We start from the raw sequence: 24,006 nt of genomic DNA, 5'->3' as shown, positions 1-24,006 counted from the left end.
CTATCAGCGACACGCTCTCTAAGGTTTACGCCCCGTTGATTGAGGTCTGCCGGTCGTCGACTTATCCATTTGCGACATCGCTGTAGGGTTCGCCCTACAATTGCCTTTCCGTCTGCCTTATAGCAAAGAGTCATTACGCCCGATTTGCAGGTTCTAGTGCCGGTTCTAGTCTTGAGCCACGGTAGAACAACAGGCAGGTGCGGTGATGGGCGACACTTCTTCGAGCGACATCCTGGTCAGCTTTCGTGGCGTGCAAAAGAGCTACGACGGCGAGAACCTGATCGTCAAAGACCTCAACCTGGAAATTCGCAAAGGCGAGTTCCTGACTCTGCTCGGGCCATCCGGCTCCGGCAAGACCACCAGCCTGATGATGCTGGCCGGTTTCGAAACGCCCACGGCTGGTGAGATCACCCTGGCCGGCAAGCGTTTGAACAACGTGCCGCCGCACAAGCGCGACATCGGCATGGTGTTCCAGAATTACGCGTTGTTCCCGCACATGACCGTGCTGGAAAACCTGGCATTTCCTCTGACTGTGCGCGGCATGAGCAAGGCCGACGTCAGTGAGCGGGTCAAACGTGCCCTGTCGATGGTACAGCTCGATGCTTTCGCCAGCCGTTATCCGGCGCAGTTGTCCGGCGGTCAGCAGCAGCGCGTGGCGCTGGCCCGTGCCTTGGTGTTCGAACCACAACTGGTGCTGATGGACGAACCGCTCGGGGCGCTGGACAAGCAGTTGCGCGAGCACATGCAGATGGAGATCAAGCACATCCACCAGCGTCTGGGCGTGACTGTGGTGTACGTGACCCACGACCAGAGCGAAGCATTGACCATGTCCGACCGCGTGGCGGTGTTCCACCAGGGCGAGATTCAGCAGATCGCCGCGCCGCGGGATCTCTATGAGTCACCAAGCAACACCTTCGTCGCGCAATTCATCGGTGAAAACAACCGTTTCGCTGGCCAACTGGTCGAGCGCAATGGCGACAACTGCACGGTGCAGCTGAGCCGTGGCGAGAAGGTGCAGGCCTTGGCGGTCAACGTCGGCCAGCCTGGCGACGCGGTGAGCCTGTCGATCCGCCCGGAGCGCGTTCGCCTGAATGCAGCTGCGCAGAACTGCGACAACCGTTTTTCCGGTCGTGTGTCCGAATTCATCTACCTCGGCGACCATGTAAGGGTGCGCCTCGAGGTGTGCGGCAAGACCGATTTCTTCGTCAAACAGCCGATTGCCGAGCTCGATTCTGCGCTTGCCGTCGGTGACGTGATCCCGCTCGGCTGGCAGGTCGAGCACGTTCGCGCCCTCGATCCGCTGTCGGCGGAATGATCGGCGTTTTGCGCTTTACCACAGCACTTGGAGCCAACATAAAAATGTCGAAGCTATTCTCCCTTTCCGCGCTGACACTGGGCCTGGTCTGCGCTGCACAGGTTCACGCTGCAGACCTCACCGTCATCAACTTCGGTGGCGCCAACAAGGACGCCCAGGTCAAGGCCTACTACCAGCCATGGGAAGCGGCGGGTAACGGCAAGATCATTGCCGGTGAGTACAACGGTGAAATGGCCAAGGTCAAAGCCATGGTCGACACCAACAGCGTGTCGTGGGATCTGGTCGAAGTGGAGTCGCCTGAGCTGGCTCGCGGTTGCGACGAAGATTTGTTCGAAGAGATCGACTACTCGGTGGTCGGCGACAAGAACGCCCTGGTACCTGGCGCAGCATCGCTGTGTGGTGTCGGTTTCTTCGTCTGGTCGACCGTCATGGCCTACAACGCCGACAAGCTGACCACCGCACCGACCAGTTGGGCCGACTTCTGGGACGTGAAGAAATTCCCGGGCAAGCGTGGCCTGCGCAAGGGGGCCAAGTACACCCTCGAGTTCGCTCTGATGGCCGACGGCGTCGCGCCGAAAGACGTCTACAAGGTGCTGGCGAGCAAGGACGGCCAAGAGCGCGCGTTCAAGAAACTGGACGAGCTCAAACCCTATATCCAGTGGTGGGAAGCTGGCGCTCAGCCGCCGCAGTATCTCGCTTCCGGTGACGTGGTCATGAGCTCGGCCTACAACGGGCGCATCGCCGCCACCCAGAAAGAGGGCAGCAGCCTGAAAGTGGTGTGGGACGGTGGCATCTATGACTTCGACGCCTGGGCCATTCCGAAAGGTGCGAAGAACAAGGACGAAGCCCTGAAGTTCATCGCCTACACCCTGCAGGCGGAAAATCAGAAGACCTATTCGGAAAACATCGCCTACGGGCCGGTCAACCCGAAAGCGGTCGATCTGCTGGACGCCAAGGTCGCTGCCGACCTGCCGACCGCACCGCAGAACATCGCCAATCAGGTCGCCATGGACGTGACCTTTTGGGCTGACTTCGGTGAAGTGCTGGAGCAGCGGTTCAACTCCTGGGCTGCGAAGTAACGCCTGAGTAAGTCGTTACACGAGCAAGGTTGTGAGGAGCGCCTGCATGCAGGCGCTCTGGCTTCACCCCTGAATTCATTATTCGCTTCACCGGAGTTAGCCCCATGGCCCTAGCAGTGCCCCATGCCGAGGTCGCCGGCCCCTCGCTCAAGCAGCGTCTGGCGCGCGCCGAGCGGATGAATCGCCTCAAGTCCCAGGCGCTGATCCTGCCGCTGGTGCTGTTTCTCGTCTTCACCTTTCTGGTGCCTATCGTGGCACTGCTCAACCGCAGTGTGGATAACCCGGACGTGATCGGCTCGATGCCGAGAACCGTTACCGCCATTGAGTCGTGGGACGGTCGTGGTCTGCCCGCCGAACCGGTCTACCAGGCACTGGCGCTGGATCTGGCCGAGGCCCGCGAGAAGCAGAGCATTGGTGATCTGTCCAAGCGCCTGAACATGGAGCTGGCTGGCTATCGCAGCCTGCTGGCCAAGACGGGACGTGCCTTGCCGTTTGAGGTCGAGCCGGCATCCTACAAGGATGCGCTGGAGTCCTTCGATGAGCGCTGGGGTGACCCCGCCTACTGGCAGGTGATCCGTCGCAATACCAGCTCCTGGACACCTTACTACCTGCTGGCCTCGCTTGATCATCGCGTCGACGACAGCGGCGCCGTGGTCAAGACCACCCCGGATCAGGCCATCTACCTGGACATCTTCGTCCGTACCTTCTGGATGGGTGCGGTGATCACCGCCATTTGCCTGGCATTGGCCTATCCGCTGGCTTACCTGCTGGCCAACCTGCCGACTCGCCAGGGCAATCTGCTGATGATCATGGTGCTGCTGCCGTTCTGGACGTCGATTCTGGTGCGCGTCGCCGCCTGGATCGTGCTGTTGCAGTCCGGCGGTTTGATCAACTCCGCGCTTATAAAAATCGGCATTATCGACCAGCCCCTTGAACTGGTGTTCAACCGCGCCGGAGTGTACATCTCCATGGTGCACATCATGTTGCCGTTCATGATTCTGCCGATCTACAGCGTGATGAAGGGCATCTCGCCCAGCTACATGCGTGCGGCGATCTCCCTCGGCTGTCATCCGTTCGCCAGCTTCTGGCGGGTGTATTTCCCGCAGACCCTGGCCGGTGTCGGCGCGGGCTGTTTGCTGGTGTTCATCCTGTCCATCGGCTACTACATCACCCCGGCGCTGCTCGGCAGTCCGAGCGATCAGATGGTCAGCTACTTCGTCGCCTTCTACACCAACACCACCATCAACTGGGGCATGGCCACCGCGTTGGGCGGCTTGCTGCTGGTCGCCACGCTGCTGCTTTATGTGGTGTACAGCTGGCTGGTGGGCGCTGGTCGTCTGCGTCTGGGTTAGCAGTCTGTTGAAAAACGTTAGCGAGGCAGCCGCTATTAGGCAAAACAGACGAAAAAGCGGAGTGTACTTTTGTACATGAGCATTTTGAGGATGTTTTAACGAAGTAGCGGCAACGCAGGTAGTTTTTCAGCGACCTGCTTATGGAATGGAGAATAGAAAATGCTGAGCCCCTACATGTCTCCCGTCGAGCGCGCCTGGTACTACGGCCTGCGCCTGCTCTGCGGTCTGGTGCTGTTGTTCCTGGTACTGCCGATCCTGGTGATCGTGCCGCTGTCGTTCAACTCCGGCACCTTCCTGATCTATCCGATGCAGGGGTTCTCTATGCGCTGGTACGAGGACTTCTTCGGCTCGGCTGGCTGGATGCGTGCGCTGAAGAACAGCATGATCATCGCCCCCGCGGCGACCGTGCTGGCCATGGTTCTGGGTACCCTGGCAGCCATTGGCCTGACCCGCTCGGAGTTCCGCGGCAAAGCGTTGGTGATGAGCTTGCTGATTTCGCCGATGGTGGTGCCGGTGGTGATCGTCGGTGTCGCCAGCTACCTGTTCTTCGCGCCGCTCGGCCTGGCCAACGGCTACTTGTCGCTGATCGTAGTGCATGCGGTGCTTGGCGTACCGTTCGTGATCATCACCGTGTCGGCCACGTTGCAGGGGTTCAACTACAATCTGGTGCGTGCCGCGGCCAGCCTCGGCGCATCGCCGATCACCGCGTTCCGCCGGGTGACCCTACCGTTGATCGCCCCAGGCGTGATCAGTGGTGCCCTGTTCGCCTTTGCCACCTCCTTCGATGAAGTGGTGGTGACCCTGTTCCTCGCCGGCCCTGAGCAGGTCACTCTGCCACGGCAGATGTTCAGCGGCATCCGCGAAAACCTCAGCCCGACCATCGCCGCTGCGGCGACCCTGCTTATCGGCTTCTCGATCCTGCTATTGCTGACTCTGGAGTGGCTGCGCGGGCGTAGCGAGAAGTTGCGCACTCAAGCCGAATAAGTCTTCACGGCCCAGCCGTAACCGCCGCACCCCCTCAGTTGCGGCGGTTTTTTATGGCCCATCGCACGCGACGTTAAAAATGGCTCCCGGCCATTTTTTATGCCTGGTGAGTGCATGCGGGTAAACTGCTGCGCTCTCCCGCGTTTCCCGGAAAACCCCATGGATTTCGACGATCCCAGTTTTCGCGAGCTGCTCGATGCGCTGCACGATGGCGTCTATATCACCGATGCCGATGGCATCACCCTCAAGGTCAACAGCGCCTACGAGCGCCTCACCGGGCTGCGCAGCGAGGATGTGGTCGGTCAGCACATGCAGGCGCTGGTCGAGCAGGGGGTGATTTCCCAGTCCGTGTCGCTGCGGGTGCTCAAGGAGGGCAGGGCGCTGTCGCTGATGCAGAGCGTCAGCCAGGGCAAGCGGTTGCTGGTCAGTGGCACGCCGATTTTCACCGCCGAAGGCCAGGTGTGTTACGTGGTAAGCACCGTGCGCGACATGACCGAGCTGCTGCGCATGAAGCACGAGCGCGACGAGTTGCAACAGCTCAAGCAGCTGCGCAACAGCACCGCGCGGCTGCATGCCGGCCAGCGTGACGATCTGCTCGACGCCTCACCGGTGGCCGATCACCCGGCTTCCGGGCGGGTGTTCGCTCAGGCCCGCCAGGTCGCTGCCAGTGATGTGAAGGTGCTGCTGCAGGGCGAGACCGGTGTCGGCAAGACGCTGATCGCCCAGTACATCCACAAGAGCAGCCCGCGGGCCGCGCAGCCCTTTCTGGCGCTGAATTGCGGCGCCTTGCCGGAAAACCTGATCGAAGCCGAGCTGTTCGGTTACGTCGCGGGTGCTTTCACCGGCGCCGGCAGCAAGGGCAAGCGTGGTCTGCTGGAGCTGGCGCACCATGGCACGGTGTTTCTCGACGAGATCGGTGACCTGCCGCTGGCGTTGCAGGTGAAGTTGCTCAAGGTCATCGAGGAAAGCCGCTTCATTCCGGTCGGCGGCCTGGAGCTGAAGGAAGTGGACGTGCGCATCATCACCGCCACCCACCATGACCTGCGCGCCATGGTCGGTGAAGGGCGTTTCCGCGCCGATCTCTATTATCGGCTCAACGTGGTACCGATCCACATTCCGGCACTGCGTGAGCGGCCCGAGGAAATCCAGCCGCTGCTCGACTTCTACCTGGCCGAATTCAATCAGCGCTACGGGCGCGAGCTCGAGTGGGGGCTGGAGGCTCTGGATGCGCTGACCGACTATTCCTGGCCGGGCAACATTCGCGAACTGATCAATCTGGTCGAACGCCAGGTGGTCACCTGCAGCGGGGCTGCCGTCGAACTCTTCGATCTGCCCGAAGAGATGCGCAGCAGTGATCGAGACGCCGGTGACGACAGCCTGCTGCCGTTGCGCAAGCAGGTCGAACAGCTCGAGCGGCGCTTGATTCGCAAGGCCCTGGTGCAGCACAAGACCACCCGTGAAGCAGCCCGTGTGCTCGGCCTGAGCCAGGCCACCCTGGTGCAGAAGATGAAGCGCTGGGAGCAAGGTTGATTGAGAAATGGATCAAGTGACACATTTCTGATCCATTTTCTGATCGCTTCGGCACCCAGATAGCCTGTGGCAAATCGACGCAACCCGTCTACGGCAGGGGTTTCGTCAGGCTGGCACAGGAATCGCTATGACAGGCCCGAACCCGTACAGCTGAACACCATACAAAAGGGCCTGATGATGAGTATTGCCGCATTCAAGATCGCCAATAAGCTGCTGACTGGCCAGGGTGCTGTCGAGCAACTGGCGAGCGAACTGCCCCGTCTGAAAATAGAGAACCCGCTGATCGTTACCGACGCCATCCTGATCAAGTCAGGCACCGTCGAGCACGTCCTCAAGCAACTGGGCGAGCGCGCCTACGGCATCTTCGATGGCGTCGAGCCGGAACCGGAGATTGCCATCGTCGAGGCCTGCGCCAAGGTGTACCGCGCGGGTGGCCATGATGGCCTGATCGGCGTTGGTGGCGGCAGCGCCATCGATATCGCCAAGGCGGTAGCTGGTTACGTCGGTCATGACGGCGCGCTGGAGGAGCTGTTCGGTGTCGATCAGGTCAAGCGCAAGGGCCCTCCGCTGATCGCCATCCCAACCACGGCCGGTACCGGTTCGGAAGTGACCAACGTGTCCATCCTGTCGGACAAGAAGGCGCAACTGAAAAAAGGCATCGTCAGTGACTACCTGTTGCCCGACGTCGCCCTCGTCAGCCCGCTGATGACCCTGACCTGCCCGCGCAGCGTGACGGCGGCCAGTGGCGTCGATGCTCTGGTGCATGCCGTGGAGTCGTACCTTTCGGTGAATGCCTCGCCGATCACCGATGCGCTGGCCATTGGCGCGATCAAGCTGATCACTAAGGCGCTGCCCAAGGCCTACGCCAACCCGGCCGACCTCGCCGCGCGTGAAGACATGGCCACCGCCAGCCTGATGGCCGGCATGGCATTCGGCAACGCTGGCGTCGGTGCGGTGCATGCCCTGGCCTATCCGTTGGGCGGGCGTTTCAACATCGCCCATGGCGTCAGCAACGCGCTGTTGCTGCCCTACGTGATGGCGTGGAACAAGCTGGCCTGCGTCGAGCGCATGGCCGAGATCGCTACCGCCATGGGCGTGCAGACCTTTGGTCTGAGCGACAAGGCCGCTGCCGACCTAGCGGTCGAGGCCATGGCCGAGCTGTGCGCCAGCGTCGATATCCCCAAGGGCATGCGCAGTTTCGGCGTGCCGGAAGACGCCATCCCGGCCATGGCCGAGGAGGCCAGCAAGATCGACCGCCTGATGCGCAACAACCCGCGTCGCCTGACTGCCGGCGATATCGAGCAGATCTACCGCGCCGCCTACTGAGTCATCTGCAACAACCGATGAAAAGCCCCGGCAGCGCCGGGGCTTGCTGCTTACAAGTCTAATAAAATGGGTAACTCAAATGTCCGAACTGCATCAACACGAACTTGGTGTAGAAGCCCCCTACTGGCCGGTGGGGCCATTCAAGGTGCGACTGCCTTTCATCCATTACCGCTTCGAAGTCTCCGACTACATGCAGGGCCTGCTGATGTGTGCGGTGGATCTGGCGGCGATCCCGCTGATGACCGAATTTCTCGGCATGCCGTTCGAGGTGGCGCTGGCGGTGGTCATGCTCAACGGCCTGTTGTACCTGACCCATCATCTGTTGGGCGATCCGGTGGTGCCGGGCTGGATCACTCCGGCGATTCCTTTGTTGATGGCGTACTGCAGTCAGTTCCCGGAGGGCCCGGAGCGGGTGCATGCGCTGATCGCCTTCCAGTTGATGCTGGGGGTGTTTTCCATCGGCCTGGGCATGACCGGCATGGCGCGCAAGGTGGTGTCGCTGGTGCCCTCGGCGCTCAAGGCCGGGATCATCATGGGGGCGGGCCTCAGTGCGGTGGTCACCGTATTCAAGGAAGGCGGTCGCTTCGACGCCTTCCCCTGGACGATCTCGATTGCCATCGGCATCGCCTTCTACCTGGTGTTTTCCATCCATTTCCAAGAGCTGAAGCAGCGCAATCGCTTCTGGTGGAATTTCGCCAAACTGGGCATTTTTCCGATCATCCTGCTGGCGGTGATCGTCGCACCGCTGTTCGGTGAAGCGGCCTGGCCGAGCATCGAGTGGGGGTTCAGCAAGCCGGACTTCGTCACCCTGTGGAACGAGTACACGGTCTTCGGTCTGGGCATGCCACCACCGATGATGTTCGTTACCGCGCTGCCTACGGTGTTTGCCGCTTACCTGGTGGTGTTCGGCGATGTGCTGGGTGCCAAGGCGATTCTCTCCGAGGCGGACGACATTCGCCGAGACGAGAAAGTCGATTTCGATCCCAACCGTTCCCACCTGATCTTTGGCGGGCGCAATGCCTTCATGAGTTTCTTCGGGCCGGATGTCGCCATGTGCGGGCCGCAGTGGTCGGCCATGCAGGTGGTGATCACCGAGCGCTTCAAAGGCGGCCCCAAGGCGATGAAATCCATCTACGGCGGCGTTGGTTCGTTCCGCTGGGGCACCAACACCGGGCTGCTGCTGTTGCCGGTGGTGACCCTGGTGCAGCCAATTCTTGGTGTGGCCCTGGCGTTGACCCTGCTGATTCAGGGCTATGTCAGCGTGCGCCTGGGCATCATGGAAGCACGCAGTCAGCGCGACCTGGGTATTGCCGGGGTGATCGGCGCGATATTGGCAATCAAGGGCGCCGGCTGGGCCTTCGCCATCGGTCTTGGCCTGTGCCTGCTGATCTATGGCGCGCGCTTCTTCCGCGGCGAGAATGACCAGACCTTCAGCAAGGATCTTCCACCTGCCGAGCCAGCCGCCAAGGCCACTCAGCCAGACTGAAACCATAGTGGCGGGAGCTGCTGCTCCCGCTGTACAGGAGAGATTGCATGCAACTGAATGCCCCCCAACTGCTGCGCCACCAGGCCTACATCAATGGTCAGTGGAGCGATGCCAGCGATGGCGCCACCACGGAAATCTTCAACCCGGCCAACGGTGAATCCCTGGGCCGTGTGCCGAATCTGAGCGCCGCCCAGACCCGCGCCGCCATTGAGGCGGCCCGTGATGCCCAGCCGGCCTGGCGCGCGCTGACTGCCAAAGAACGCGCTGCGCGGCTGCGCAACTGGTACGAGCTGATGCTCGCCAACCAGGAAGACCTGGCGCAGATCATGACGGCCGAGCAGGGCAAGCCACTGAGCGAAGCGCGCGGCGAAGTGCTCTACGCCGCCTCGTTCATCGAGTGGTTCGCCGAAGAAGCCAAGCGTGTCTATGGCGATACCATTCCTGGTCATCAGGCCGACAAGCGTCTGCTGGTGACCAAGGAGCCGGTCGGCGTGACCGCTGCGATCACGCCCTGGAATTTCCCGGCGGCGATGATCACCCGCAAGGCTGGCCCGGCCCTGGCGGCCGGCTGCGCCATGGTGCTCAAGCCTGCGCCGCAAACGCCGTTCAGTGCCCTGGCTCTGGCCGTGCTGGCGGAGCGTGCCGGCATCCCGGCCGGGCTGTTCAGCGTAATACCGGCCGACGCCGAGCGCTCCCGTGAAGTGGGCTTTGAGCTGTGTGCCAACCCCATCGTGCGCAAGCTGTCGTTCACCGGCTCTACCGGTGTCGGCATCAAACTCATGGAGCAGTGCGCGCCGACGCTCAAGAAGCTGTCCCTGGAACTGGGCGGCAACGCGCCCTTCATCGTCTTCGCCGATGCCGATCTGGATGCTGCGGTCGAGGGCGCCATGGTCGCCAAGTACCGCAACGCCGGGCAGACCTGCGTCTGCGCCAATCGCATCTATGTCCACGATGCGGTGTACGACGCCTTCGCCGAGAAGCTCGCGGCAGCGGTTGGCAAGCTCAAGGTCGGTCAGGGCTCCGAGGCGGGTGTGACCACCGGTCCGCTGATCGACGGCAACGCCGTGGCCAAGGTGCAAGCGCACCTGGCCGATGCGCTGGAGAAGGGTGCCAGGGTCGTGCAGGGCGGCAAGGCGCTGGGCGGCAACTTTTTCGAGCCGACCGTGCTGGCAGACGTAACCACCGAGATGCGCGTGGCTCGCGAGGAGACCTTCGGCCCGCTGGCGCCGCTGTTCCGCTTCAGCGACGAAGCGGACGTGGTACGCCAGGCCAACGACACCGAGTTCGGCCTGGCCTGTTACTTCTACACCCGCGACCTGGGCCGCACCTTCCGGGTGGCCGAGGCGCTGGAGTACGGCATGGTTGGCATCAATACCGGGCTGATCTCCAACGAAGTGGCGCCGTTCGGCGGCATGAAAGCTTCCGGCCTGGGCCGCGAGGGCTCCAAGTACGGCCTCGATGAGTATCTGGAGATCAAGTACCTCTGCATCGGTATCTGAGCGGCTCTGCCGAGGCGTTACTAGGAAAGCCAGCATGGATCGAGCGCGCTGACAATCCGGGAACGCCCCTGGGTATCGCTGCGCTCAACCACAGGCTACGTGCGATCCAGCCGCCAGCCGTGTGCCTGTCGATCAACGGCGTGCCAGTCGTTACAATGCGCGCCACCGTGACCCATGCCCCCCAAGAGGTGCGCCATGCAACCCTTCGCCATCGCCCCGTCGATCCTTTCCGCCAACTTCGCCCGCCTGGGTGAGGAAGTGGATAACGTGCTCGCTGCCGGCGCCGATATCGTTCACTTCGATGTGATGGACAACCACTACGTGCCCAACCTGACCATTGGCCCGATGGTCTGCACGGCGCTGCGCAAACACGGCGTGACTGCGCCGATCGACGTGCACCTGATGGTCAGCCCGGTCGATCGCATCATCGGTGACTTCCTCGAAGCCGGTGCCAGCTACATCACCTTCCACCCCGAAGCCACTCTGCACATCGACCGTTCCCTGCAGTTGATCAAGGACGGCGGCGCCAAGTGCGGCCTGGTGTTCAACCCGGCGACCTCGCTGGAATCACTGAAGTACGTGATGGACAAGGTCGACATGATCCTGCTGATGAGCGTCAACCCCGGTTTTGGTGGTCAGAAGTTCATTCCCGGCACCCTCGACAAGCTGCGTGAAGCCCGCGCCCTGATCGATGCCAGCGGCCGTGATATCCGCCTGGAAATCGATGGTGGTGTCAGCGCCAAGAACATCCGCGAGATAGCCGAAGCTGGCGCCGATACCTTCGTCGCCGGCTCGGCGATCTTCAATCAGCCGAACTACAAAACCGTGATCGACGCCATGCGTGCCGAGCTGGCCCAGGTGCGTGGATGAAACCGCTGCGCGCGCTGTGCGCCGGTGAGCTGCCGCGTCTGGTGATGTTCGACCTGGACGGTACGCTGGTCGATTCGGTGCCGGATCTGGCCACCGCCGTCGACCGCATGCTGACCGAGCTGGGTCGTGAGCCGGCTGGCGTCGAACAGGTGCGCACATGGGTCGGCAATGGTGTGCGGGTGCTGGTTCGCCGCGCCCTGGCCGGCGGCATCGAGCACGCTGCTGTCAGCGATGCCGAGACGGATGTCGCCCTGGCGCGCTTTCTCGATATCTATACCGATTGCCATGAGCTGATTACCCTCTATCCAGGTGTCCACGAACTGCTGGAGGCCCTGAGCACTGAGGCCGTCGAGCTGGCCGTGGTCACCAACAAACCGGAGCGTTTCGTCGCGCCGCTGCTCGAGCAGGTTGGCCTGGGCGGTTATTTCCGCTGGATCATCGGCGGCGACACCCTGCCACAGCAGAAGCCCGACCCGGCTGCGTTGCTGCAGGTGATGCACCTGGCCGGTGTCACGGCCGCACAGTCGCTGTTCGTCGGTGATTCGCGCAGCGATGTGTTGGCTGCCCGCGCCGCTGGTGTGCCCTGTGTGGCGGTGAGCTACGGCTACAACCACGGTCGGCCGGTGGCCGAAGAAGAGCCAACAGTGGTCGTCGATAGCCTCGCCGAACTGCTCTAACGGCATGTAGTTGCCTGAACCGAGCGGCTGCGCTACCTTGGCCGCTCGTTATTCCCCCTCTTCGAGATGCTCCTGTGGTGGTCACCGGCAAACTCTGGATGAAAGTCATCAAGGCTCTGGCCCGTTGGCGCTGGCGCGCCTGACATTCATCTGCCGCGACAGGCGGCCCGTTCGCTCCGACCGATTTTCCAAGCCACGAGGCTGATCATGATCCATGAAGAATTCCTGCGTTTAGCCGCTGAAGGCTACAACCGCATTCCGCTTGCCTGCGAAACCATCGCCGACTTCGACACGCCACTGTCGATCTACCTGAAGCTGGCCGACGCGCCCAATTCCTACCTGCTCGAGTCGGTGCAGGGCGGCGAGAAATGGGGCCGTTATTCGATCATCGGCCTGCCGGCGCGTACCGTGATGCGTGTGCACGACCACGAGGTGGTGGTCAGCACCGATGGCATCGAAGTCGAGCGCCACCAATGCGCTGACCCGCTGGATTTCGTCGAGACCTTCAAGGCGCGCTACAACGTACCGACCATTGCCGGTCTGCCGCGCTTCAACGGCGGCCTAGTCGGCTACTTCGCTTACGACAGCGTGCGCTACGTGGAACCGAAGTTGGCCGGCGGCGCCAACCCTGATGCACTGGGTACCCCGGACATCTTGCTGATGGTCTCCGACGCGGTGGTGGTGTTCGACAACCTGGCCGGCAAGATGCACGCCATCGTGCTGGTCGACCCAGCCGAGCCCGACGCCTTCGCCCGTGGCCAGGAGCAACTGCAGGCCATCCTGCACAAACTGCGGCAGCCGTTCACCCCCCGTCTCGGTGTGGATCTGAACAAGGCGTCGGGTGAGGAACCGTCTTTCCGCTCCAGCTTCAGCCGCGACGACTACGAGCGCTCGGTGAATACCATCAAGGATTACATCCTCGCCGGTGACTGCATGCAGGTGGTGATCTCCCAGCGCATGTCGATTCCGTTCAAGGCGGCCCCTATCGATCTGTACCGGGCGCTGCGTTGCATCAACCCGACGCCGTACATGTACTTCTTCAATTTCGGCGACTTCCACGTCGTCGGCTCGTCGCCGGAAGTGCTGGTGCGCGTGGAAGACAACCTGGTCACCGTGCGCCCCATCGCCGGTACTCGTCCGCGGGGCGCCACCGAAGAGGCAGATCTGGCGCTGGAAGAGGATCTGCTCTCCGATGCCAAGGAAGTCGCCGAGCACCTGATGCTGATCGACCTGGGCCGCAACGACACTGGGCGCGTCTCCGAAATCGGCTCGGTGAAGCTGACCGAGAAGATGGTCATCGAGCGTTATTCCAACGTCATGCACATCGTCTCCAACGTCACCGGCGAGCTGAAAAAGGGGCTGACGTCGATGGATGCCCTGCGCGCCATCCTGCCGGCCGGCACCCTGTCTGGCGCACCTAAGATCCGCGCCATGGAAATCATCGACGAACTCGAACCGGTCAAGCGTGGTATTTACGGAGGTGCAGTCGGTTACTACGCCTGGAACGGCAACATGGACACCGCCATCGCCATCCGCACCGCGGTAATCAAGGACGGCGAACTGCACGTCCAGGCCGGTGCCGGCATTGTCGCCGACTCGGTTCCTGCGCTGGAGTGGGAAGAAACCCTCAACAAACGCCGCGCCATGTTCAAGGCCGTTGCTTTGGCGGAGCAAGGCTCGCTTTAAGCCGATGCCCATAAAAAACGGGTGGCCTAGGCTACCCGTTTTTTTATGGGTCACGAGGACGGTTCCCGGGTGTCGCTGCGCTCGACGCCGGGCTACATTTCGGTCTGCGTAGCCTGGCGTTGAGCGCAGCGATACCCAGGGCCGATCTCAGCCCTCCAGCTTGGCCAGCGCGGCGCCTGCATCCAGGTACGCGCCGGCCTGTTCGCGGATGGCCAGCTTGCCGCTGGCGGGTGCGGTGATTTGCGTTTCCATCTTCATCGCCTCCATCACCGCGATCACCTCGCCGGCGGCTATCTGGGCACCGTCCTCGACAAGCCAGGCATGCAGGTTGCCGGAAATCGGCGCGGTCACCAGGCCTTCTTCCGCTGCGGGGGGCGCTGCCTGGGGCGCCGCTTGCGTGCCACCGGCCAGCGGCGCTAGGCCTTGTAGCAAGGCGCTGGGCAGGCCCAGCTCATGGCGTTTGCCATCGATCTCGATAAAGGTGCGCAGCACCGCTGCGCCAGCGTCCGGCAGGGTGCGCGGCGCCAGGGTGATCTGCTCGGCGAAGTCGGTCTCGATCCAGCGCGTGTGCACGGCGAAGCGCTCGGGGCCGGTGAAGTCGTCGTGGGCCATGACCGCCTGGTGGAACGGCAGAACCGAAGCGATGCCTTCGATTTGGAATTCAGCCAGTGCTCGGCGGGCGCGAGCGATGGCCTGTTCGCGGGTGGCGCCGGTGACGATCAGCTTGGCCATCATCGAGTCGAAAGTGCCGGGCACTTTCGAGCCGCTTTCCACGCCGCTGTCCAGGCGCACGCCGGGGCCGCTCGGGGGGCGGAATGCATCGATCTGCCCAGGGGTGGGCAGGAAGCCCTTGCCTGCATCTTCGGCATTGATGCGGAATTCGAAGCTGTGGCCACGAGGTGTCGGCGTTTCGCTGAATGACAGCGGCAAGCCGTCGGCAATGCGCAGTTGCTCGATCACCAGGTCGACGCCGCTGGTTTCTTCGGTCACCGGGTGCTCGACCTGCAGGCGGGTGTTCACTTCCAGGAACGACAGGGTGCCGTCGCCGCTGAGCAGAAACTCCACGGTACCGGCGCCGACGTAGCCAGCCTTGGCGCAAATGTCGTGGGCGGCCTGGTGAATGCGCTGGCGCTGTTCGTCGCTGATGAACGGCGCTGGCGCTTCTTCCACCAACTTCTGGTTACGGCGTTGCAGTGAGCAATCGCGGGTGCCGACCACCACCACGTTGCCGTGGGTGTCGCCGAGAATTTGTGCCTCGATGTGCCGTGGGCGGTCGAGGAACTGTTCGACGAAGCACTCACCGCGGCCGAACGCCGCCTCGGCTTCGCGTACCGCCGAGGCGTACAGCTCGGCGACTTCGTCCATGCGCCAGGCGACTTTCATGCCGCGACCGCCGCCGCCGAATGCGGCCTTGATGGCGATTGGCAGACCATGCTGCTCGGCGAAGGCCACCACTTCGGCAGCGCTTTGTACCGGGCCGGGAGTACCGGCCACCAGAGGCGCGCCGACCTGCTGGGCGAGCTTGCGGGCCTCGACCTTGTCGCCGAGCACGTCGATGGTTTCCGGATTGGGGCCGATCCAGATCAGACCCGCATCCTGCACGGCACGGGCGAAGTCGGCACGCTCGGAGAGAAAACCGTAGCCGGGGTGTACAGCATCGGCACCGGCGCGCTTGGCGATGGCCAGCAGTTTGCCGATGTCGAGGTAGGTGTCGGCGGGGCGCTCGCCGTCCAGGGCGTAAGCTTCGTCGGCCTGGCGGACGTGCAGGGCGTCGATGTCGGCGTTGGCGTACACGGCCACCGAGCCAACGCCATGGTCGCGGCAGGCACGGGCGATGCGCACGGCGATTTCACCACGGTTGGCGATCAGTACTTTTTTCATGGGATCTCTTTCGCGTCGGCAGTGGAAAGGAGGGCGTCGGCCTGCAGCTCGGCGAACGCATCGATCGGGTTGAAGCGGATCTGCGCATTGATCGGTATTTGCCCGGCCAGGTCCAGGTGATGGCTGGCCACGGCGGCAATCACCGGGTAGCCGCCAGTCAGCGGGTGGTCGGCAAGGAACAGCACCGGCTGGCCACTGGCAGGCACCTGAATGGCGCCGAGTGAGGTGCCTTCGCTGGGCAACTCGTCATGATTGCAGCGCTCCAGAGGCACCTCACCGGCCAGGCGAATGCCTACCCGATTGGATTGCGCAGTGACGCGCCACAGCTGGCTGCTCAGCCGTTCGATGGCGGCGCTGGTAAACCAGTCGCTGCGCGGGCCCATCACCACATCGAGGGTGACGATATCGGTGGCGCTGGGCAGGGCAAAGGCTGGTGTTTCGCTCACCGATACGCTGCTGCCACCGATGGTTTCGTTGAAGCCCAGCTGGTCGCCTGCTGCCAGAGCCGGTGGGCCAACCTGGGCCAAGGTGTCGGTGGCCAGGCTGCCCAATACGGGCGCAACAGCGAAGCCGCCGCGAATTGCCAGGTAGCTGCGCAGCCCGGCTTTAGGGGCGCCGAGGCTGACCTGGTCGCCGTCTTCCAATTCGATGGGCTGGTAATTGCCGGGCTGCCATTGCAGGCCGCTGGTGGTGGTCACGGTAAGTGGTGTCTGCGCGCCGGTGACGGCGATCAACGTACGGCCATGGCAAACGAAGCTCAGGCCGCCGAGCACCACCTCCAGGCACGCGCTGGACGACGGGTTTCCCACTGCACGGTTGGCCGCTCGCAGCGCGCCACGGTCCAGTGCGCCGGACATCGATACACCCTGATCGGTATGGCCGGCACGGCCGAGGTCCTGCAGCACGCTTTGCAGGCCGGGGGTGAGAATTTCCAGATGGGCGCCACTGGGCGCTTCGCGGGCTGCAGGCTGTTCGTGGGCAGGAAGACCGCCGGCTGGCAATGGCCCGGCATCCTTGAAACGCACTTTGTAGCCAGGGCGGAGCAGGGCCGGTTCGTCGCGGCTCAGATCCCACATCTGCAGCGGCGTGACGCCGATGATCTGCCAGCCGCCGGGGCTGGCCTTGGGGTAGATGCCGCTGAAGTTGCCCGCCAGCGCCACGGCTCCAGCCGGGATGCGCGTGCGTGGGGTTTGTCGGCGCGGCACCTGAAAGCCCGCGCCGCCGTTGAGATAGCCGAAGCCCGGTGCGAAGCCGCAGAAGGCGACCTCGTAGTCCGCGCTGGTATGGCGGCTGATTACTTCTTCACGGCTGATGCCCAGCAAACCGGCGACCTCGTCTAGATCCTCGCCGTTGTAATGCACGGGGATCTCGACCCTGCGGCTGTCCCGCGTGCTGCGCTTGCTCAGGTCGCGGCGGGCTATGCCGTTGATCAGCACCTGCCGGTCGATAGTGCTGGGACGGTACTGGATCAGCAGGGTACGTGCAGCGGGGATGATTTCATCGATGCCGGCGATGGGCTCGGCTTGCAGCGAGTCAAACAACGCCAGTGTTTCGTCCAGATCGGCCAGTTCCACCAGCAGCGCATCCAGATTGACGGGGAGAAAACGCACTGGAAGCTCCTACACATGGTACGTGCTGTCAGGCACGTCGGTGATGAACATATGGCCCGGCGAATGGGTGATGGCGAAGGGCACACCGGAGGCCATGACGGCTGCCTGGGGGGTCACGCCGCAGGCCCAGAACACCGGGATTTCACCAGGCTCGATGCGCACCGCGTCGCCGAAATCGGGGCGCTGCAGGTCGGCGATGCCCAGGCGTTGCGGCTCGCCGATATGCACCGGGGCGCCATGCACCGACGGGTAGCGCGCGGAAATCCCCGCTGCTTCGGCGACGCGATCCGCAGGAATCGGCCGCATCGATACGACCATCTCACCATGCAGACGGCCCGCCGGGCGGCAGGCGCGGTTGCTGCGGTACATCGGTACGTTGCAGCCATCGGTGATGTGTCGCACGTCGATGCCGGCTTCCTGCAGCCCGGTCTCGAAGGTGAAGCTGCAGCCGATCAGAAAGGCCACCAGATCCGGGTGTTCAGCCCAGGCCGCACTCGCATCGCTGACTTCCTCGGCCAGTTTGCCGTCGCGCCAGATGCGGTACAGCGGCAGGTCGCTACGCAGGTCGGCGCCTTGGGCCAATACCGTGTGTGGGCTGCCGGCGTCGCTGACGTCCAGCACTGGGCAGGCCTTCGGGTTGCGTTGCGCGTAGAGCAAAAAATCGTAGGCCCAGTCGCGGGGCAGGGCGATCAGGTTGGCCTGGGTCATGCCTGGCGCGATGCCGGCGGACGGGGCGACCAGGCCGTTACGGTATTGCGCACGGGCGTCGCGCGCGGCGGCAATGGCGGCTTGTTGGGCACGCTGCAGGGCGTTCATCGGGCCGCACCGGCAAAGGATTGCAGGGACACGCCGGCTTGTTCCAGTAGCTGGCGCACCTGGCGGGCCATCTCGATGGCGCCGGGGCTGTCGCCGTGCACGCAGATCGAATCTGCATTGATGCGCGTCAGGCTGCCGTCGATGGCTTCTAGCGTGCCGCTCTCCACCAGGCGCAGCATGCGTTGCGCGACCTGCTCGGCGTCGTGCAGCACGGCGCCTGGCTCACGGCGTGACACCAGGGTGCCTTGCGGGGTGTAGGCACGGTCGGCGAAGGCTTCGGCCACGCAGCTTAGGCCTTCGCCGCGGGCCAGTTCGATCAGGCTGGAGCCGGCCAGGGCGACCAGCACCAGGCTCGGATCGACGGCGCGAATGGCCTCGATCACCGCCAGGGCTTGGCGCTTGTCGTGGGCAATGGTGTTGTACAGCGCGCCGTGGGGTTTGACGTAGCGCACCGACGTGCCGGCCGTATGGGCCAGCGCCTGCAGCGCACCGATCTGGTAGATCACGTCGGCGGTTAGTTCGTCGCTGGCCACGTCCATGTTGCGGCGGCCAAAGCCGACCAGATCCGGGTAGGCAACGTGGGCGCCGATGGTCACGCCCTTGGCTGTGGCAGCTTTCAGGGTGCGCAGGATGCCAGCCGGGTCGCCGGCGTGGAAGCCGCAGGCGACGTTAGCACTGGTCACGATGTCGAGCATGGCGGCATCGTCGCCCATGCGCCACTGGCCAAAGCTTTCGCCCAGGTCGCTGTTGAGGTCGATGTTCGGCATGGTGGGTCTCCTGAATCAGGTCACGTTGATGAAGGCGAAGATCGGGCCGACCGATTTGGCGGCCATGTACCAGGTCAGTGCGCAGACGATGGCGCCGAGCACCAGCAGCCAGCGTGGGTAGTGGTAATCACCCATGAGGTCGCTTCGGCGCCAGCCCACGTAGGTGAAAATGCTCAGGCCGATGGGCAGAATCAGGCCGTTGAAGCCGCCTGCGAACAGCAGCAGGGCGGCTGGCGCGGTGCCCAGCATCAGGTAAATCGTTAACGAAATGGCGATGAACACCACCGTCGCGCGGTTACGGCCGCGCTCGTCGATGGAGTCGCGGAACACGGTAATGAACGACATCGAAGTGTAGGCCGCGCCGATCACGCTGGTGATGGCGGCCGCCCACATGATCAACCCGAAGGCGCGCAAACCAATATTTCCCGCGGCCGCCTGGAAGGCCTGTGCGGCAGGGTTGGCGCCCTGGCCTGAGGTGTCGATGACCACGCCGCTGGCGACCACGCCGAGGATGGCCAGGAACAGCACGTAACGCATCACTCCGGTGACCAGAATGCCGCTCAAGGCTGCGCGCGTGACCTCCTTGATGTTTTCCACGCCGGTCAGGCCACGATCGAGCAGGCGATGAGCGCCGGCGTAGGTGATGTAACCGCCCACCGTACCGCCGACGATGGTGGTGATGGTGGCGAAGTTGATGGTGTCCGGCCACACCGTCTGGCGCAGTGCTTCGCCCAACGGTGGGTTGGAGGCGAAGGCGACGAACAGGGTCAGGAGAATCATCACCACGCCGAGCACGACGATCATGCGGTCGATGGCCAGGCCCGCGCGATGCGACATGAAGATGCCAATCGCCACCAGGGCGCTCAGTGCACCGCCCCATTTCGGATCAAGGCCCATCAGTGCATTGAGGCCTAAACCAGCCCCGGCGATGTTGCCGACGTTGAAGACCAGGCCGCCGAAGATCACCAGTAAGGCGAGCAGGTAGCCGCTGCCGGGAATCGCCGCGTTGGCGACCTCCGAGGCGCGCATGCGAGTCAGGGTGACGATGCGCCAGACGTTCAGTTGCACCACGAAGTCGATGAGGATCGACGCCAGGATGCCGAACGCGAACGCCGCGCCCATGTTCGCCGTGAAGGTCGCAGTTTGGGTGATGAAGCCCGGGCCGATGGCCGAGGTCGCCATCAAAAAGACGGCTGCAAGCAAGGAGGAACGACGTGAGCGGGCGAATTCGCCGGTGGTCTTGGCCTGCATGGAACACTCCTGAGGGCTGGGTAACGTGTGCAGGGTGTAAGGCAAGCACCGTGCCATCTGCCCAGGAATAACGCTCAGTTGTTGATTTTACGTGGCTTTATTGTTCAACAATACCATTTGTATTGATGATCTATTTGCACCGTTTTGTTACCTCGTTACTCAGCTGTGTTGCAGTATGGTGCGCGCGGTGACAATGCATGGCGCTTGCTTGCAGCGGCCGGCTCGGAGACCATCAGCCCCCTTCGGCTCTTGCCCGTGTGTGCGGAGCCCAGCGTTTGCTTGGTGGATTGGTGATGAACAAAGACGTGCCTGACAGCCCACGAACCCTTGGCGAGACCGTGACTGCGGAAATCCGCCGCAAGCTGGTCGACGGCGAGTTGGTACCTGGGCAGCGGTTGTCCGAGGCGGCGTTGAGTGAAAGCCTGGATATTTCCCGCAATACCCTGCGCGAGGCCTTTCGAGTGCTGACCCAGGAAGGCCTGCTCAAGCACGAGCCCAATCGCGGGGTGTTCGTCGCGGTGCCTGACATGGCGTCGATCATCGAAATTTACCGGGCGCGGCGTTTCGTCGAGTGCCAGGCGCTGGTGCAGGCTTATCCCAAGCACCCTGCGGTCAAGCGCATGCGCGAAGCGGTAAGCGCGGCGCAACTTAGCGCTGAGCAGGCGCACTGGGGCGCTGTGGGTACGGCCAACATGGCCTTCCATGCCGCCATCGTTGAACTCGCCGACAGCCAGCGACTGAACACCTTTTATGGGCACCTGTCTGCAGAGCTGCGCCTGGTGTTCGGGCTGCTCAACGACCCTGAGTTCCTGCACGCGCCGTACATCGACATGAACGCGGCGATTCTCGAACATCTGGAAGCTGGGCGCCCGGACGAGGCGGCCAAAGCGCTGGATGCCTACCTGGTGCAATCCGAACGCACCATCCTGGCGGCTTATGCGCGGCGCGGCTGAGCGTCGCTAAGCGCGTAAGCGCCTGGCTCCTCGGCGCATAGCCTGTCAGTGTTGCCAGCTGTGCTGGCTCGGCTGTCGATGTAGGCAGCCAGGTGATGCAATTCGATGAATTTGGGCGCCTTGGCGCTGCTGTCCAGGGTGGTGATCGGCAGGTTCAGGCGCCCGGACGCGATGGCGCGAATGAAGTTGTCCGGGCTCAGGTGACGAAAGTACACCGTACGCACTCGGTCGATGGGCACCAGCACGTCGCCGTGGGTGCGGAAAAGTAGCTCCAGCGTCTGGAGCGGCAGAGGCGGCTCAGGCTGAGTGTTCATGGCAAGGGCTCGGTATCGGGTGACTCCCGGTTGATAGGTGTGGTCAATCTTCGGCAAAGCGCGACGATTTGAGGATGCCGCCCACCAGGTGAATTTTGCTGACGTTATCCTGCGTGATGTGAATGGGCGGATGGTTCTGGTTGACGCTGTCGAAGCGGTACATGCCATCACGCAGGTAGATGTATTCCTTGATCATCGCCTGGCCATCGAGGGTGCGCACCATCACTTCATCGCCGGCATGGAAGGCCTTGTTCGGTTCGATCAGCACGTACTCACCGTTCTTGATCCGTGGATGCATGCTGTCGCCACTCACCCGCAGGCCGTAGGCGTTCGGGTCGTCACTGTGGATGCGCAGGTAGCCGTCTCCATGGCCGACGGGAAAGTCGATTTCTTCGAAATACCCATGGGTGCCCAGCTGCGCATGCCCGACCACCGGCACTGCGCCGCCGCGGGCATGGCCCACATCCAGCGTGTCATTTGCCGCATTGGCAGGCTCGGGCAGTGCCTCGCTGCCAGCGAGCTCGGCGATGCTGACGCCAAGCGCCGGTGCAAGCAGCAGCAGATCGGCCAGGCTGGGCTCGCGCAAATCACTTTCGTAATTACCGATTCGCGATTGGGACGACCAGCCACAGGCCTCGGCCAGCAACTGTTGACTAAAGCCTCTGCTCTTGCGTAGGCGCTTGATGCGTTTGCCGAGGGTTTCCATGATGACGCTCCATTAATCACGGTGTGAAATATTTATAGCGCAATTTGCGCCTTGAATAAAACACGTTTCGTGATTATTTTTGTTTTGTCGATCTCCGGTAGGGCTCGACGAGTTTTGGCCTGGCATGCGCAGCGAGCGCGAGGGGCTTACCCGCTATCGCCGTCAGTAGGGCGGCAGGAGGAGTATCATGATTTCCTATATCGACGACGCGCTACAGATCTGGGCTGACAAAAGGCTGGGCATGGCGCGCGATCTTTCTTCCGGCTTCGGGGGCAATGTCATCGCTTCGCTGATGGCTACACAAGGCGTGTTGATTCGCGGCGAGCGGGGGAGCCGGGTGTTGCTAGACAGAACCGCCGAGATCGAATGGATCGTCAGCAAGCACCTGTCATCCGAACAGCGGCTGGTCGTCAACGAGCAATACTGTGGCCAGGCCAATTCACAGAGCGAAAAATGGGTGGCGTGCGGTTGCAGTCGCTCACAGTTCTATCGGCGCCTTGGGCAGGCGCATAAGGCCATCCAGTTGCACCTCCTGAAGCGCGCCGCCTGAGCGCGCTTTTCACATCCCTCCCTAGCGAGTTTGACCGCTGGAAACCCCAGGCTCGGCTTGCGTCAAATCCTTCCAATACGCCCGACTCTTCACCGACACGGTTTCGATCAGCGTGTCGGTGGAGGCGTGCGCGTCTGATTTATCGAGGCGTTGCGTGTACCAAACCTGGTCGTATCCGCTTTTTCTCAACGCGTTTCCGCTGATGGCCGCAGGTGCCTTGTGACCCTGGGAATCGGGGGATATAAATTGATCAACGTCAACGAGGTGGGCCAGTAGGCAGCCTCGTAAAGCCCGGCCTGTCAGCGCCGGGCTTTTTGTTTCTGTCGTCGCCTGGCAAGCGATGACCAAGGGCCCTGCAGACGTGCGGGGCTTTTTTATGTCCGCCGCTCAACGAGGCGCAGGGGCTCGCTACCAGGCAAGCCGCCGCTCGTTGCTGCGGCCTCTAATAACAACCTCCGCAGCATAGGGGGACATCGTCGTGGCCGCTGGCCACGGGGAGGATTTTGAAAGTGAGCGAGCCCGGTAGCGTGTTAATGGCTGGCACCTTGGGAGTCAATCTGCCCGCGATCTTGAATAGCATCAACGGAGAGGCTGCGGTCGGGGCCTTGTTTGGAGCACTGGTTTACTTCACCACGACACAAGAGCTGCCGTTATGGAATCGCCTGACGTTCTTCATGACGTCGTTCGTGATGGGGTATCTGTTCACCCCGGCGATCGTCGATTTCGAATTCTACGGGATGCGTCCTTTCGCCTATTCCGGACCGGCAGGTTTTGCCGGTGCGGGACTGGTGGTAACGATCATGCTGGCGGCAATCAAGCGTCGAGGGGCTCCGCCTGGAGCCGAGGCGCGAGGAGGCAACGATGATTAGTCTCGTACTCACGCATGCGACGTTCTGCCTGTGTGGCGCTGTATTCGTGCGCTTGTTCACCTACCGCCGGCAGGGGGCACGTTTCAGACGCGGTATGAGTTGCATGGCGATGTTGCTGATGGGCAGCTCGGGATCGGCAATGTTGCAGATCGCCCTGGGCGACCTGTGGTTGCCGGCCCAGGCATGGTCGCTGGTGCTGTTACTGGCGGTGTTCGCCGTGGCGGTGTTTCGCTCGGGCGGCAACCTGGCAGGCGTCATCCGTGAAAGCCACCCCGGCTGTTCGGACGCGCCCGCCGAGGATCGGACGTAAAGATTTACCAGGCTGGCGCGTTGCTGCGCTGACGTCGGCCTGTAACGAGCATGCGGCGCAGCCTGTCTGCGATTGCGTGGCATCACCCCTTGGGGCCGCTGGCTGGCCCTTTCATTCAACCGTTCCACTTCATCAAGCCCGCAGCATGCGGGCTTTTTTTCGTCTGGAGGAAATA

22 protein-coding genes are annotated in these 24,006 nt (G+C 62.8%); 15 read left to right on the top strand and 7 right to left on the bottom strand.

Going from position 1 to position 24,006, the window contains the following annotated elements; all coding sequences use genetic code 11:
- Positions 1-205 precede the first annotated feature (205 nt).
- The 11 genes from ACZ3GY_RS16410 to trpE all read left to right on the top strand — a co-directional run bounded on the left by ACZ3GY_RS16410 (position 206) and on the right by trpE (position 13,804).
- Complete coding sequence (locus ACZ3GY_RS16410) at positions 206-1,315, top strand: ABC transporter ATP-binding protein (protein ID WP_465911109.1); 1,110 nt, start codon at positions 206-208, stop codon at positions 1,313-1,315.
- Positions 1,316-1,359: 44 nt separating this feature from the next.
- Positions 1,360-2,394 carry an ABC transporter substrate-binding protein gene (locus tag ACZ3GY_RS16405; RefSeq protein ID WP_465911108.1) on the top strand — a complete coding sequence of 345 codons (1,035 nt, stop codon included), beginning with the start codon at positions 1,360-1,362 and terminating at the stop codon, positions 2,392-2,394.
- Between the two features lie 104 nt (positions 2,395-2,498).
- On the top strand, positions 2,499-3,746 hold the full coding sequence (locus ACZ3GY_RS16400) for an ABC transporter permease (protein ID WP_463562428.1): 1,248 nt from the start codon (positions 2,499-2,501) through the stop codon (positions 3,744-3,746).
- Between the two features lie 159 nt (positions 3,747-3,905).
- Positions 3,906-4,730 (top strand): ABC transporter permease, encoded by an 825-nt coding sequence (locus tag ACZ3GY_RS16395; protein ID WP_463562427.1) that lies wholly within the window; start codon positions 3,906-3,908, stop codon positions 4,728-4,730.
- 159 nt (positions 4,731-4,889) lie between these two features.
- Positions 4,890-6,260 carry a sigma-54 interaction domain-containing protein gene (locus tag ACZ3GY_RS16390; RefSeq protein ID WP_465911107.1) on the top strand — a complete coding sequence of 457 codons (1,371 nt, stop codon included), beginning with the start codon at positions 4,890-4,892 and terminating at the stop codon, positions 6,258-6,260.
- 177 nt (positions 6,261-6,437) lie between these two features.
- Positions 6,438-7,586, top strand: coding sequence for an iron-containing alcohol dehydrogenase (locus ACZ3GY_RS16385; protein ID WP_465911105.1), 1,149 nt, complete (start codon positions 6,438-6,440; stop codon positions 7,584-7,586).
- Positions 7,587-7,665: 79 nt separating this feature from the next.
- Positions 7,666-9,072 carry a hypothetical protein gene (locus tag ACZ3GY_RS16380; RefSeq protein ID WP_465911104.1) on the top strand — a complete coding sequence of 469 codons (1,407 nt, stop codon included), beginning with the start codon at positions 7,666-7,668 and terminating at the stop codon, positions 9,070-9,072.
- 47 nt (positions 9,073-9,119) lie between these two features.
- Positions 9,120-10,571 (top strand): NADP-dependent succinate-semialdehyde dehydrogenase, encoded by a 1,452-nt coding sequence (gabD, locus tag ACZ3GY_RS16375; RefSeq protein ID WP_465911103.1) that lies wholly within the window; start codon positions 9,120-9,122, stop codon positions 10,569-10,571.
- 195 nt (positions 10,572-10,766) lie between these two features.
- On the top strand, positions 10,767-11,441 hold the full coding sequence (rpe, locus tag ACZ3GY_RS16370) for a ribulose-phosphate 3-epimerase (protein ID WP_465911102.1): 675 nt from the start codon (positions 10,767-10,769) through the stop codon (positions 11,439-11,441).
- On the top strand, positions 11,438-12,118 hold the full coding sequence (locus ACZ3GY_RS16365) for a phosphoglycolate phosphatase (RefSeq protein ID WP_465911101.1): 681 nt from the start codon (positions 11,438-11,440) through the stop codon (positions 12,116-12,118). Before rpe ends, ACZ3GY_RS16365 begins: the two co-directional genes overlap by 4 nt.
- 207 nt (positions 12,119-12,325) lie before the next feature.
- A complete protein-coding gene (gene trpE / locus ACZ3GY_RS16360; RefSeq protein ID WP_465911100.1) occupies positions 12,326-13,804 on the top strand; it encodes an anthranilate synthase component I in 1,479 nt (492 codons plus the stop codon).
- A 147-nt stretch (positions 13,805-13,951) separates the two neighbouring features.
- Here the strand turns inward: trpE and ACZ3GY_RS16355 are convergent, their stop codons facing one another.
- Genes ACZ3GY_RS16355 through ACZ3GY_RS16335 form a run of 5 tightly spaced genes read right to left on the bottom strand, consistent with a single transcriptional unit; the run spans position 13,952 to position 20,129 of the window.
- A complete protein-coding gene (locus ACZ3GY_RS16355; RefSeq protein WP_463562420.1) occupies positions 13,952-15,685 on the bottom strand; it encodes an acetyl/propionyl/methylcrotonyl-CoA carboxylase subunit alpha in 1,734 nt (577 codons plus the stop codon).
- Positions 15,682-17,295 carry a 5-oxoprolinase subunit B/C family protein gene (locus tag ACZ3GY_RS16350; protein WP_465911099.1) on the bottom strand — a complete coding sequence of 538 codons (1,614 nt, stop codon included), beginning with the start codon at positions 17,293-17,295 and terminating at the stop codon, positions 15,682-15,684. Before ACZ3GY_RS16350 ends, ACZ3GY_RS16355 begins: the two co-directional genes overlap by 4 nt.
- A gap of 9 nt (positions 17,296-17,304) precedes the next feature.
- Positions 17,305-18,111 (bottom strand): putative hydro-lyase, encoded by an 807-nt coding sequence (locus ACZ3GY_RS16345; protein ID WP_463562418.1) that lies wholly within the window; start codon positions 18,109-18,111, stop codon positions 17,305-17,307.
- On the bottom strand, positions 18,108-18,878 hold the full coding sequence (locus tag ACZ3GY_RS16340) for a LamB/YcsF family protein (protein WP_465911098.1): 771 nt from the start codon (positions 18,876-18,878) through the stop codon (positions 18,108-18,110). The genes ACZ3GY_RS16345 and ACZ3GY_RS16340 overlap by 4 nt, the downstream gene beginning before the upstream one ends.
- A 15-nt stretch (positions 18,879-18,893) precedes the next feature.
- On the bottom strand, positions 18,894-20,129 hold the full coding sequence (locus ACZ3GY_RS16335) for an NRAMP family divalent metal transporter (protein WP_463562416.1): 1,236 nt from the start codon (positions 20,127-20,129) through the stop codon (positions 18,894-18,896).
- A gap of 293 nt (positions 20,130-20,422) precedes the next feature.
- Between ACZ3GY_RS16335 and ACZ3GY_RS16330 the strand changes: the two genes are divergently transcribed.
- Positions 20,423-21,082 carry a GntR family transcriptional regulator gene (locus tag ACZ3GY_RS16330; protein ID WP_465911096.1) on the top strand — a complete coding sequence of 220 codons (660 nt, stop codon included), beginning with the start codon at positions 20,423-20,425 and terminating at the stop codon, positions 21,080-21,082.
- On the opposite strand, the gene ACZ3GY_RS16325 is transcribed toward ACZ3GY_RS16330, so the two are convergent.
- Positions 21,064-21,396, bottom strand: a complete 333-nt coding sequence (locus tag ACZ3GY_RS16325; protein WP_463562414.1) for a pyocin activator PrtN family protein — start codon at positions 21,394-21,396, stop codon at positions 21,064-21,066. The genes ACZ3GY_RS16330 and ACZ3GY_RS16325 overlap by 19 nt on opposite strands.
- Before the next feature lie 43 nt (positions 21,397-21,439).
- Entirely contained in the window at positions 21,440-22,102 is a 663-nt protein-coding gene (locus ACZ3GY_RS16320) for an XRE family transcriptional regulator (protein WP_463562413.1), read from the bottom strand.
- Positions 22,103-22,289: 187 nt separating this feature from the next.
- Here ACZ3GY_RS16320 and ACZ3GY_RS16315 point away from each other — a divergent pair, with 187 nt between their 5' ends.
- The 3 genes from ACZ3GY_RS16315 to ACZ3GY_RS16305 all read left to right on the top strand — a co-directional run bounded on the left by ACZ3GY_RS16315 (position 22,290) and on the right by ACZ3GY_RS16305 (position 23,831).
- On the top strand, positions 22,290-22,652 hold the full coding sequence (locus tag ACZ3GY_RS16315; protein WP_463562412.1) for a PA0613 family protein: 363 nt from the start codon (positions 22,290-22,292) through the stop codon (positions 22,650-22,652).
- A 509-nt stretch (positions 22,653-23,161) separates the two neighbouring features.
- Positions 23,162-23,521: a putative holin gene (locus tag ACZ3GY_RS16310; RefSeq protein WP_463562411.1), complete on the top strand. Its 360-nt coding sequence runs from the start codon at positions 23,162-23,164 to the stop codon at positions 23,519-23,521.
- On the top strand, positions 23,514-23,831 hold the full coding sequence (locus tag ACZ3GY_RS16305; RefSeq protein WP_463562410.1) for a phage holin family protein: 318 nt from the start codon (positions 23,514-23,516) through the stop codon (positions 23,829-23,831). The genes ACZ3GY_RS16310 and ACZ3GY_RS16305 overlap by 8 nt, the downstream gene beginning before the upstream one ends.
- Positions 23,832-24,006: the final 175 nt, after the last annotated feature.

It is taken from the genome of Pseudomonas sp. PME37.24/006 (genome assembly GCF_055556635.1).
This window is presented reverse-complemented; position numbering and strand designations above follow the sequence as displayed.

Bases quoted from the DNA above. Each gene is read 5' to 3' on its own strand.
- ACZ3GY_RS16340 (WP_465911098.1), bottom strand. From the start codon at position 18,878: ATGCCGAACATCGACCTCAACAGCGACCTGGGCGAAAGCTTTGGCCAG.
- ACZ3GY_RS16330 (WP_465911096.1), top strand. From the start codon at position 20,423: ATGAACAAAGACGTGCCTGACAGCCCACGAACCCTTGGCGAGACCGTG.
- ACZ3GY_RS16390 (WP_465911107.1), top strand. From the start codon at position 4,890: ATGGATTTCGACGATCCCAGTTTTCGCGAGCTGCTCGATGCGCTGCAC.
- ACZ3GY_RS16395 (WP_463562427.1), top strand. From the start codon at position 3,906: ATGCTGAGCCCCTACATGTCTCCCGTCGAGCGCGCCTGGTACTACGGC.
- ACZ3GY_RS16325 (WP_463562414.1), bottom strand. From the start codon at position 21,396: ATGAACACTCAGCCTGAGCCGCCTCTGCCGCTCCAGACGCTGGAGCTA.
- ACZ3GY_RS16315 (WP_463562412.1), top strand. From the start codon at position 22,290: ATGATTTCCTATATCGACGACGCGCTACAGATCTGGGCTGACAAAAGG.
- ACZ3GY_RS16400 (WP_463562428.1), top strand. From the start codon at position 2,499: ATGGCCCTAGCAGTGCCCCATGCCGAGGTCGCCGGCCCCTCGCTCAAG.
- ACZ3GY_RS16345 (WP_463562418.1), bottom strand. From the start codon at position 18,111: ATGAACGCCCTGCAGCGTGCCCAACAAGCCGCCATTGCCGCCGCGCGC.
- rpe (WP_465911102.1), top strand. From the start codon at position 10,767: ATGCAACCCTTCGCCATCGCCCCGTCGATCCTTTCCGCCAACTTCGCC.
- ACZ3GY_RS16410 (WP_465911109.1), top strand. From the start codon at position 206: ATGGGCGACACTTCTTCGAGCGACATCCTGGTCAGCTTTCGTGGCGTG.
- ACZ3GY_RS16305 (WP_463562410.1), top strand. From the start codon at position 23,514: ATGATTAGTCTCGTACTCACGCATGCGACGTTCTGCCTGTGTGGCGCT.
- ACZ3GY_RS16405 (WP_465911108.1), top strand. From the start codon at position 1,360: ATGTCGAAGCTATTCTCCCTTTCCGCGCTGACACTGGGCCTGGTCTGC.
- ACZ3GY_RS16365 (WP_465911101.1), top strand. From the start codon at position 11,438: ATGAAACCGCTGCGCGCGCTGTGCGCCGGTGAGCTGCCGCGTCTGGTG.
- ACZ3GY_RS16385 (WP_465911105.1), top strand. From the start codon at position 6,438: ATGAGTATTGCCGCATTCAAGATCGCCAATAAGCTGCTGACTGGCCAG.
- ACZ3GY_RS16320 (WP_463562413.1), bottom strand. From the start codon at position 22,102: ATGGAAACCCTCGGCAAACGCATCAAGCGCCTACGCAAGAGCAGAGGC.
- gabD (WP_465911103.1), top strand. From the start codon at position 9,120: ATGCAACTGAATGCCCCCCAACTGCTGCGCCACCAGGCCTACATCAAT.
- ACZ3GY_RS16355 (WP_463562420.1), bottom strand. From the start codon at position 15,685: ATGAAAAAAGTACTGATCGCCAACCGTGGTGAAATCGCCGTGCGCATC.
- ACZ3GY_RS16380 (WP_465911104.1), top strand. From the start codon at position 7,666: ATGTCCGAACTGCATCAACACGAACTTGGTGTAGAAGCCCCCTACTGG.
- trpE (WP_465911100.1), top strand. From the start codon at position 12,326: ATGATCCATGAAGAATTCCTGCGTTTAGCCGCTGAAGGCTACAACCGC.
- ACZ3GY_RS16335 (WP_463562416.1), bottom strand. From the start codon at position 20,129: ATGCAGGCCAAGACCACCGGCGAATTCGCCCGCTCACGTCGTTCCTCC.